Below are 9592 nucleotides of genomic sequence, written 5' to 3' on the forward strand. Positions count from 1 at the left end.
TCGGCCGGTACCAGGAAGCCCGCCAAACCGGTGAGGACAAGGAGACCGCGTACTACACGATGTTCCACGGCACCGCCCACGTGGTGCTGGGTTCGGGCCTCACCATCGCCGGAGCCTTGTTGTGCCTGAAGTTCACCAGGCTGCCGTGGTTCCAGACCATGGCGGTGCCGTGCGCAGTGGGCGTGCTCGTCGCGGTGATCGCCGCGATGACGCTGGGACCGGCGGTCATCGTCGCCGGCAGCCGGTTCGGGTTGTTCGAACCGAAGCGCGCGATCAACTCGCGCGGGTGGCGGCGGGTCGGCGTCGTGGTCGTCCGGTGGCCGGGGCCGATCCTCGTCGCGACGTGCGCGCTGTCGCTGGTGGGTCTGCTGGCGCTGAACGGGTACAAGGTCGACTACGACGGCCGCCACTTCCTGCCCGGCGACACGCCGGCCAACGTCGGATACGACGTCGCGGACCGGCATTTCGACGCGGCCCGGATGAACCCCGAACTGATGATGGTCGAGAGCGACCACGACCTGCGCAACTCCGCCGACTTCCTGGTGATCGACAAGATCGCCAAGGCGGTGTTCCGGGTGCCCGGCATCGCACGGGTGCAGACGATCACCCGGCCCGAGGGCAAGCCGATCGAACACACCACGATCCCGTTCCTGCTCAGCATGCAGGGCACCACCAACCAGCTCAACCAGAAATACCAGCAGGACCGGATGGCCGACATGCTGGTGCAGGCCGACGAGATGCAGACCACCATCGACACGATGGAGAAGATGGCCAGCCTGACCCAGCAGATGGCCGACACCACCCACAGCATGGTCCAGAAGACCAAGGACATGACGATCGACATCGCCGAATTGCGCGACCACATAGCCGATTTCGACGATTTCTTCCGGCCAATCCGCAACTACTTCTACTGGGAACCGCACTGCTTCAACATCCCGGTCTGCTGGTCCCTGCGGTCGATCTTCGACACCCTCGACGGTATCGACACGATGACCGACGACGTCCAGAAGCTGGTCCCGGACCTCGAGCATCTCGACACGCTCATGCCTCAACTGGTCGTGCTGCTGCCGCAGCAGATCGAGACCATGAAGACGATGAAGACGATGATGCTGACCATGCAGTCCTCGCAGAAGGGGCTGCAGGACCAGATGGCCGCGATGCAGGAGAACTCGCACGCGATGGGCGACGCGTTCGACGCGTCGATGAACGACGACTCGTTCTACCTGCCGCCGGAAGTCTTCAACAACAAGGACTTCAAGCGGGGCATGGACAACTTCATCTCGCCGGACGGCAAGTCGGTGCGGTTCATCATCGAGCACGACGGCGACCCGGCCACGCCTGAGGGCATCGACCACATCGACGCGATCAAGTTGGCGGCCAAGGAAGCCATCAAGGGCACCCCGTTGGAGGGCTCGACGATCTACCTGGGCGGCACGGCCGCGACCTACAAGGACATGCGCGACGGCTCCAACTACGACCTGCTGATCGCCGGGATGGCCGCTGTCGCACTGATTTTCATCATCATGCTGATCATCACTCGGGCCGTGGTGGCTGCGGCGGTGATCGTCGGCACGGTGCTGCTCTCACTGGGCACGTCATTCGGTCTGTCCGTGCTCGTCTGGCAGCACCTGCTGGGCATCCGCCTGCACTGGATCGTGCTGGTGATGTCGGTGATCCTGCTGCTGGCGGTCGGCTCGGACTACAACCTGCTCCTGGTGTCGCGGTTCAAGGAGGAACTGCACCACGGATTCAATGTCGCGATCATCCGCGCGATGGCCGGTTCGGGTTCGGTGGTGACCTCCGCGGGGCTGGTGTTCGCCGCGACGATGGCCTCGTTCATCGTCGGTGATCTGCGCAGCATCGCCCAGGTCGGCAGCACCATCGCACTCGGCCTGCTGTTCGACACGTTGATCGTGCGGGCCTTCATGACGCCGTCGATCGCGGCGCTGCTGGGCCGGTGGTTCTGGTGGCCGCAGATGGTGCGAACCCCGGCGTCGAGGCGCAGGCTGGCCGCCGTGTTCCCGGAGCGCACCGCCGCGGGAGGCTGAGCCGCGCCAAAGATGACGAGATTGCCGAATCCGCTCGTCACGTTGTCTGAGGTGCGATGATGTGCCCATGTCGAAGCCGGACCTGGCGGACAGCCCGGTGCCGTCTGCCTCCCCCTGGGTGATCGCCGATCGCAACGTCGGCACGTTCCGGTTCTGGTTCGTGGGGCAGCGCTGGGAGTGGTCCGACGAAGTCGCGCGCATGCACGGCTACGAGCCCGGTGCGGTCGTGCCGACAACCGAACTGCTGCTGTCGCACAAGCACCCCGACGATCGCCAGCACGTGCAGGACCTACTGGACCACGCCCTGCACCTGGGCGGGTCGTTCTCCAGCCGACACCGGTTCATCGACACCGGCGGGAAGGTGCACACCGTCATCGTGCTCGGGGACCGGATGCTCGACGCGGCAGGGACGGTGGTGGGAACCGAGGGCTACTACATCGACCTGACCGACACCTTCGCCCAGACCCGCCGCCAGGCCCTCAACGACTCGCTGCCCGAACTGTTCGAAGCGCGCGCAGCGATCGAGCAGGCCAAGGGCGCCCTGATGGTGGTCTACGGAATCAACTCCGACGCCGCGTTCGAGTTGCTGATGTGGCGCTCCCAGCACACGAACACCAAACTGCGCGCGCTGGCCGCCCAGGTCGTCGCCGAACTGGCCACGATCGATTCTCAGCGCGATGACCTGCGCAGGCAGTTCGACCATCTGCTGCTCACCGCACACACGCGGATCCGCGCGGTCGGCGGCGAGTAGGCGCCCGGCGGTGGCGCTGTTGGAGGTGAGCCAGGGCGGTGGCGATGCAGCAGTGGTGGTGTCGGTCGTCGGCGAGGTGGACTCGGGCAGCGTCGGGACGCTGCAGCCGCTCCTCGACGCCGCGATCGACTCGGCCGGCCAGCACCCGAACAAGCTGCTGATCGTCGACCTCGGACGGGTCACGTACTTTGGTAGCGCCGGGCTCAACGCCGTCCTCGACTGTTATGAGAAGGGCTCGGCTGCCGGGGTTTCGGTGCGGGTGGTCGCCGCGAACGCCGAAGTGGTGCGGCCGATCGAGGTCACCCGACTCGACAGTGTCCTGCGGCTGTACGGGACCGTGGCTGACGCGGTCGAAGGATGAGCGGCCCGAGCGGGCCGGGCGATCGGCTGACGACCATCTTCGACGCTGACAGCGAAGTCGGTCCGCATCTCGCGCAAGTCCGTTGGGACATGACGCCGCTCGGCCCGCCGGCGCGCTGGCCCCAGAGCCTGCAGACCGCGGTCAACATCCTGCTGTCGTCGCGGTTTCCGATGTGGATGGCGTGGGGGCCGCGTCTGACATTCTTCTGCAACGCGGCCTATCGCCGAGACACGTTGGGGCGCAAGTACCCCTGGGCGCTCGGCCGTCCGGCGGCCGAGGTGTGGGCGGAGATCTGGTCCGACATCGGGCCGCGGATCGACAGCGTGCTGTCGACGGGGCAGGCCACCTGGGACTCGGCGCTGCTGCTCTTCCTCGAACGCTCCGGTTACCAGGAGGAGACGTACCACACCTTCTCCTACAGCCCGCTTCGCGACGACGACGGCGACGTCGTCGGGATGCTGTGCGTGGTCAGCGAGGACACCCAGCAGGTGATCAGCGAGCGTCAGATGGCGACACTGCGCGACCTCGGATCCGACCCGAGCGTCGTGAGCACCGAAGAACAGATCATGGCGTTCGCCGACCGCCAACTCGAGCAGAATCAGCGCGACCTGCCGTTCACGCTGACCTACCTGTTCGACGACGACGGCGGGGCGCGCCTCGCCGGCTCCAGCGGGATCGGCACCGAGCATCCTAATGCGCCGGCTCGACTGCTCCCGGACGGAGACGCTGCGTGGCCGCTGGAGGCACCGGCGCGCGGCGAGTCGGCGGTCGTCGGCCTCGACGGCGACCGGTACGCGGACCTGCCGACCGGGGAGTGGCGCGACCCGCCCACTCATGCGCTCGTCGTTCCGCTGCAGCAGCAAGGCGGTTCGCCGAGTGGCTTCCTGGTGGCCGGCCTGAACCGCTACCGCCCGTTCGACGACACGTATCGCGGCTTCGTCGGCCTTGTCGCCGCGCACCTCGCCGCGGGCATCGGCAGTGCCCGCAACTACCGGGCGCAGCAACAGCGCGCCGAGGAGCTGGCCGAACTCGACCGCGCCAAGACGACGTTCTTCTCCAACATCAGCCACGAGTTCCGCACGCCCTTGACGCTGATCCTCGATCCGGTCTCCGAACTGCGCGACCGCGGCGCGAGCCTCGACGCGCAGGCCCGCGAAGAGCTGGACATCGTCTGGCGCAACGGGTTACGGCTGGCCAAGCTGGTCAACACGCTGCTCGACTTCTCCCGCATCGAGGCCGGCCGCATGCAGGCCAGCTTCGTCGAGGTCGACCTCGGTGCCGTCACCGCTGAACTCGCCAGCGTCTTCCGGTCGGCTGTCGAGCGGGCCGGCCTGACGTTCACCGTCGACTGTCCTTCCCTCGACGACGCGGTCTACATCGACCGCGACATGTGGGAGAAGGTGATCTACAACCTGCTGTCGAACGCGCTGAAATTCACGTTCACCGGCGGCATCTCGGTACGGGTGAGCCGCGACGGGGCCGCAGCGGCGGTCACCGTCGCCGACACCGGGATCGGCGTCGCCGCCACCGAGATCCCCCGGCTCTTCGAGCGCTTTCACCGCATCGAGAACGTGCGGGCGCGGTCCAACGAGGGCAGCGGCATCGGCCTGGCTCTGGTCAAGGAGCTGATCGAACTACACGGCGGCAGTATCGCCGTCGACAGCGCCGAGGGCGCCGGAACCACGTTCACGATCCGGTTGCCGTTAGGGGCCACGCACCTGCCGGCCGGCGCCGTTTCGACGGCCGCGGATGCGCGGGCCGGCTCCGGCGACGCCGAGGCCTATCTTCAGGAGGCGCTGCGGTGGCTGCCCGACGACCGCGACACGCCCTCGCTCGACAACGACTTACCTTCCGCCCCAATTGATCTCGGCGCGACACCCCGCGTGCTGGTGGCTGACGACAATGCCGACATGCGCGACTACGTCGCCCGGATGCTGCGCAACGACGGCTACCTCGTCGACACCGTGGCCGATGGTCAACACGCGCTGGACACCGTTCGGATGGACATGCCCGACATGGTGGTCAGCGACGTGATGATGCCGCGCCTCGACGGTCTGCAACTGGTCGCCGCGTTGCGGTCGGACCCGCGCACCGCGGCCGTGCCGGTGCTGCTGTTGTCCGCCCGCGCCGGACAGGAAGCCGCCATCGACGGTCTGCAGGCCGGTGCCGACGATTACCTCGTCAAGCCGTTCGCCGCCGCGGAACTGCTCGCCCGCGTCAGGGCCAACGTCAAGCTCGCCCGGTTGCGCAACCACCATGCCCGTTGGCGCACTGCGCTGGTCGACTCGTTACAGGAGGCGTTCTTCGTCGCCGACGAGCGTGGCGCGGTGATCGAGATCAATGCGGCTTTCACCGATATTCTCGGGTTCGGGGTCGAGGGGCTGCCGTATGAGCCTCTCCAACCGTGGTGGCCGCAGTCCGACGCCGATCCGGACGGGCACCGTCGGGCCACCGAGGTCTTCGCGCAGATGTTGACCGAACCCCATGGCAGGCACACGGTTCCGGTCACCCACCGCGACGGGCACCGGGTGTGGGTCACCTTCACCTACAACCGGATCGAAGAGGTCGACACGGGCCGGCGCGTGCTGGTCGGGACTTTCCGCGATGTCACCGCCGAGCATTACACCGTTCAGCGGGAAGCCGCGTTGGCCGCGCTCAATCAGGCGCTGGCACAAGCGGATACGCTTGACGACGCGGTGCGTGCGGCTGCCGACGAGCTTCGCGACGTATGGCGTGCCCGTCGCGTGCTGGCCGCCACGTTCTCCGCCGACGGCGAGACAGATTCAGAGCCGGCGAGCCTGGTCTGTTCTGGTGAGTCGGCCCAATGGCAGGGGCTTCCCCCGGCCATCCGAAAGTCGATCACAGCCTTGCGTTCAGCGGATTCCCTCGTCGCCGACATCTCGAGCCCCGGTTCGGCGCGCATCGCGCTGCAGCATCCGCGCGGCGTGCTGGTCATCTACCTCGAGTTGGCCGAGTGGCGCCCCTTCACGCCGGAAGACCAGACGCTGCTGGCCGTGCTGGCCGGTCGCTTGGGCCAGGGCCTGCAGCGCGTACACCAACTCGACCAGCAGCGGGAAACGGCGCTGGCACTGCAGCACGCGATCCTCGGGCCCAACGTCTCCAGCGGGTTCGCGGTGCGCTACCAGCCGGCCACCCGGCCCCTGCAGGTCGGCGGTGACTGGTATGACGTCGTCGATCTCGACGACGGCCGCATCGCGCTGATCGTCGGTGACTGCGTCGGGCACGGCCTGACTGCGGCGACGGTGATGGGCCAGCTGCGCAGCGCATGCCGTGCACTGCTGCTGGAACACCCCAGCCCGGCGGCGGCCCTGACGGCCCTCGACCGGTTCGCCGGCCGATTACCCGGCGCACGTTGCACCACGGCGTTCTGCGCTGTGCTCAACCCGGACACCGGTGAGCTGTTGTACTCCAGCGCCGGTCACCCGCCGCCGGTTCTCGTGCTGGCCGACGGGAGCAGCAGGCTGCTCGACGACGCATCGGTCACGCCGCTCGGGTTGCCCTACGATCGCACCCGTCCGGAGGGCCGCGAGGTCATACCGCCTCGCGCGACGCTGCTGCTCTACACCGACGGCCTCGTCGAACGTCGACGCGAGTCGCTGGACGAGGGCATCCTGCGCGCCACCGGCGTACTGCAGGACAATCCGGCCACCGCGCTCGACGACCTGGCCGATCAGATCATGTCGCGACTGACCCCGAGCCAGGGGTACCAGGATGACGTCGCGCTCATGCTCTATCGCCAGCCGGTACCGCTGGAGATCGAGTTCCCGGCGGAGGCAAGCGAATTGGCGGGGACGCGCACTGCGCTGCGAAAGTGGCTGGCGCAGGCCGGCGTCGATCCGACGCAGACGCTCGACGTGCTGATCGCCGCGGGGGAAGCCCTGGCCAACGCGATCGAGCACGGACACCGCGATCACCCGGACGGCAAAGTGCGGCTGCGCGCCACCGCGCTGGCCGACCGGCTGCACCTGACGATCGTCGACACCGGCGCCTGGAAGCCGCCGCACTTCGATCCCGCCGCCCACCGCGGGCGTGGCATCGCGCTGATGCGGGCGCTGATGCACGACGTGACGATCGAGCCCGGCGAGGGCGGCACGACCATCAACATGCAAGCGAGGATCGCCTGATGGCGACGCCGCTGAGCCTGCACACCGGCCGCCGCGACGATGGCACGGTGCTGCTCAGTGCGATCGGCGAGCTCGACCTGAGCAACATCGACGCGTTCACAGCCGCCTTCGCCGCGATCGTCGGGAACGGTACTCCGGACCAGCAGGTGACCGTCGACTTCACCCAGGTCGAGTATCTCGACAGCGGCGCGATCAATGCGCTGTTCGAACACGCCGACCGCATCCGCCGGATAATCGTGAACCCGATCCTGATGTCGGTGCTGACCGTCAGCGGCCTGACGTCGGTCGCCACTGTCGAAGCGGCGCAACAGGACTGACGCTGTTACGGCAGCACCGTGCGCATCAACATGACGTTGTAGGCCGACCACAGCGACAGGTTGAAGTACAGCTCCTTGCCGGTCGACCACGGATGCAGGAACGGTGCGTAGATGCCACCGGGGATCTCCATGGAGCGCACCAGCAACCGCTCGGGTCCCCACGGCCCCTGCGGGGCCGGCGCCGTCCGCGCCACCACGTCGTTGGCGCCGTTGCAGTACAGCACCAGGTACTGCTTGAGGTAGGTGTTGTACTGCGCCGACATCTCGCCGACCGGGCCGGGAATCACCACGGTGGCCGCGCCCGGATCCTTTGGCACCCAAGCGTTCTGCTGGGCGTTCCAGTATTCGTAGCGATTGGGATCGGCCACCGCCGCCTGTGGTACGCGCGCCACATACGCGGCGCCGCCCCGCCCCGCGGGCGTCCCGAACGAATACAGGTACGGATCACCGGGGCCGGGTTTGAGGAAGGCGCCCTGCTGGAAGTTCTCGTTGCCGCGCACATACGCCGCCCCCTCGACACCGCCGTCGCGGGGTGTGCGGACGCTGCCGGGGTAGACGCCCCAGTGTTCACCGTTGTCGGGGGATACCGCGATCGCCGAGAAATTCGTCGTCCAGCGACCGTCGCTGTCCCAGCTCTTGATCGACATGAAGTTCACGTACTGGCTGCCGCCGACCGACACACCGGCGGTGGGAATGATGCCCTTCTCTGCCGACGCCCACTTGGTGCTGTTGATGATCTGCTTGGAAAGGCCCGGCGCCCACAGCGGTGAACCCGAATACCGGTTGGCGAGCACACCGTCGGGCACCGCGACCGTCTTGGACAGCGCGCCGTCCTGGGTGCGGAACAACGTGTTGTACCGCCACTGCTGGCCGCGCACGCTGCAGTAGCCGTAAGTGTCGCCAAAGGCCATCAGCACCTGACGGTTTCCGGGATCGCCGTTGTCCCACATGATCCCGAGGTCGGTGCCGGTGATGGCGAATCGCCCGGCGGTGTTGTTCGGGCTTTCCGGCCCGGTCACCCAGCCGACGAGTGTCGTCCCCGGCAGAGCCGGCGGTGGCGGTGGCGCGGCAGCCGGAACCGGTTGTGGTGCAATCTGATCCGCTGTCGGTGCGGGCGGGTTCGGCACGACGGCCGCCTGCTGCTCCACACTCGCCGAGTCCAGACTGTCTGGCAGCAGCCCGAGCCGCGGGGAGGGTGCTTCGTCGTTCGCGCCGCGCGGCCGGTGGCCGACCGGCGGACCGCCCGGCAGGTCGGGGGTGGCCTCGGTGTTGGGCGCTTTGGGAGGCTGCACGGCCGCCGCGGGGCCGGTGCACGGTTCGGCCATCGCGGGCGGTGCGGCACCGAGCGTGAGGCTCACACCGATCACGGTGGCCATCACGATTGCCGGTCCCACCGACAGCGAAGCGGTTCGAGCGCGCGGCGACATGTCACACCTTTCCGGAGGCGGACGTCGCGGAGACGTCAGCGAGGGGCAGACTGTGACGTTAGTGACCAAAGGGGCAGTTGTGATCTTCGTGCACGGATGGGTATCCATCCGTGACCGTGTCGCAACCAGCGATTTGTGAGTGATTTCGCTCGCTGAGCGATCGTTTTCACGCTCAAATCGTGTGGGCGGGGTATCAAGAGCGGCATGACCTCCGAGCCGAAGACGCACCCAAGCACCGACGGGTCGGAGGACACGCTCAAGCGCGGCATCACCGGTCCGCTGCTGTTCATGTTCATCCTCGGCGACGTGCTCGGCGCCGGTATCTACGCGCTGATGGGTGTGCTGGCCGGAGACGTCGGCGGTGCACTGTGGGCGCCGCTGCTGGTCGCGTTGTTGCTCGCGCTGCTCACGGCCGGCTCGTATGCCGAACTGGTGACGAAGTATCCGAAGGCCGGCGGGGCGGCGGTCTTCGCGGAGCGGGCGTTCGGCCGGCCCGCGCTGGTCACACCGGCGGCCAGCATGCAGAACCCGACCAGGAACGAC

The 9592-nt window shown here is 67.6% G+C and carries 6 protein-coding genes and 1 pseudogene; 6 read left to right on the plus strand and 1 reads right to left on the minus strand.

What is annotated here, in order from left to right; translation table 11 throughout:
- The 5 genes from A5663_RS10515 to A5663_RS10535 all read left to right on the plus strand — a co-directional run.
- Window positions 1–2048: RND family transporter (locus A5663_RS10515; protein WP_068147818.1), on the plus strand; the 2048-nt coding region annotated here is incomplete at its 5' end.
- A gap of 67 nt (window positions 2049–2115) precedes the next feature.
- Entirely contained in the window at window positions 2116–2799 is a 684-nt protein-coding gene (locus A5663_RS10520; RefSeq protein ID WP_082974033.1) for a PAS and ANTAR domain-containing protein, read from the plus strand.
- A 10-nt stretch (window positions 2800–2809) separates the two neighbouring features.
- A complete protein-coding gene (locus A5663_RS10525; RefSeq protein ID WP_068147821.1) occupies window positions 2810–3160 on the plus strand; it encodes an STAS domain-containing protein in 351 nt (116 codons plus the stop codon).
- A complete protein-coding gene (locus A5663_RS10530) occupies window positions 3157–7305 on the plus strand; it encodes a SpoIIE family protein phosphatase (RefSeq protein WP_068147824.1) in 4149 nt (1382 codons plus the stop codon). Before A5663_RS10525 ends, A5663_RS10530 begins: the two co-directional genes overlap by 4 nt.
- A complete protein-coding gene (locus A5663_RS10535; RefSeq protein WP_068147826.1) occupies window positions 7305–7622 on the plus strand; it encodes an STAS domain-containing protein in 318 nt (105 codons plus the stop codon). Before A5663_RS10530 ends, A5663_RS10535 begins: the two co-directional genes overlap by 1 nt.
- Before the next feature lie 5 nt (window positions 7623–7627).
- On the opposite strand, the gene A5663_RS10540 is transcribed toward A5663_RS10535, so the two are convergent.
- Window positions 7628–9049 (minus strand): DUF4185 domain-containing protein, encoded by a 1422-nt coding sequence (locus A5663_RS10540; protein WP_156744423.1) that lies wholly within the window; start codon window positions 9047–9049, stop codon window positions 7628–7630.
- Window positions 9050–9253: 204 nt separating this feature from the next.
- On the opposite strand from A5663_RS10540, the pseudogene A5663_RS10545 reads away from it, so the two are divergent.
- Window positions 9254–9592: pseudogene (locus A5663_RS10545) on the plus strand (amino acid permease); the annotation flags it as partial.

The organism is Mycobacterium sp. E740 (genome assembly GCF_001672895.1).
GTDB lineage: Bacteria > Actinomycetota > Actinomycetes > Mycobacteriales > Mycobacteriaceae > Mycobacterium.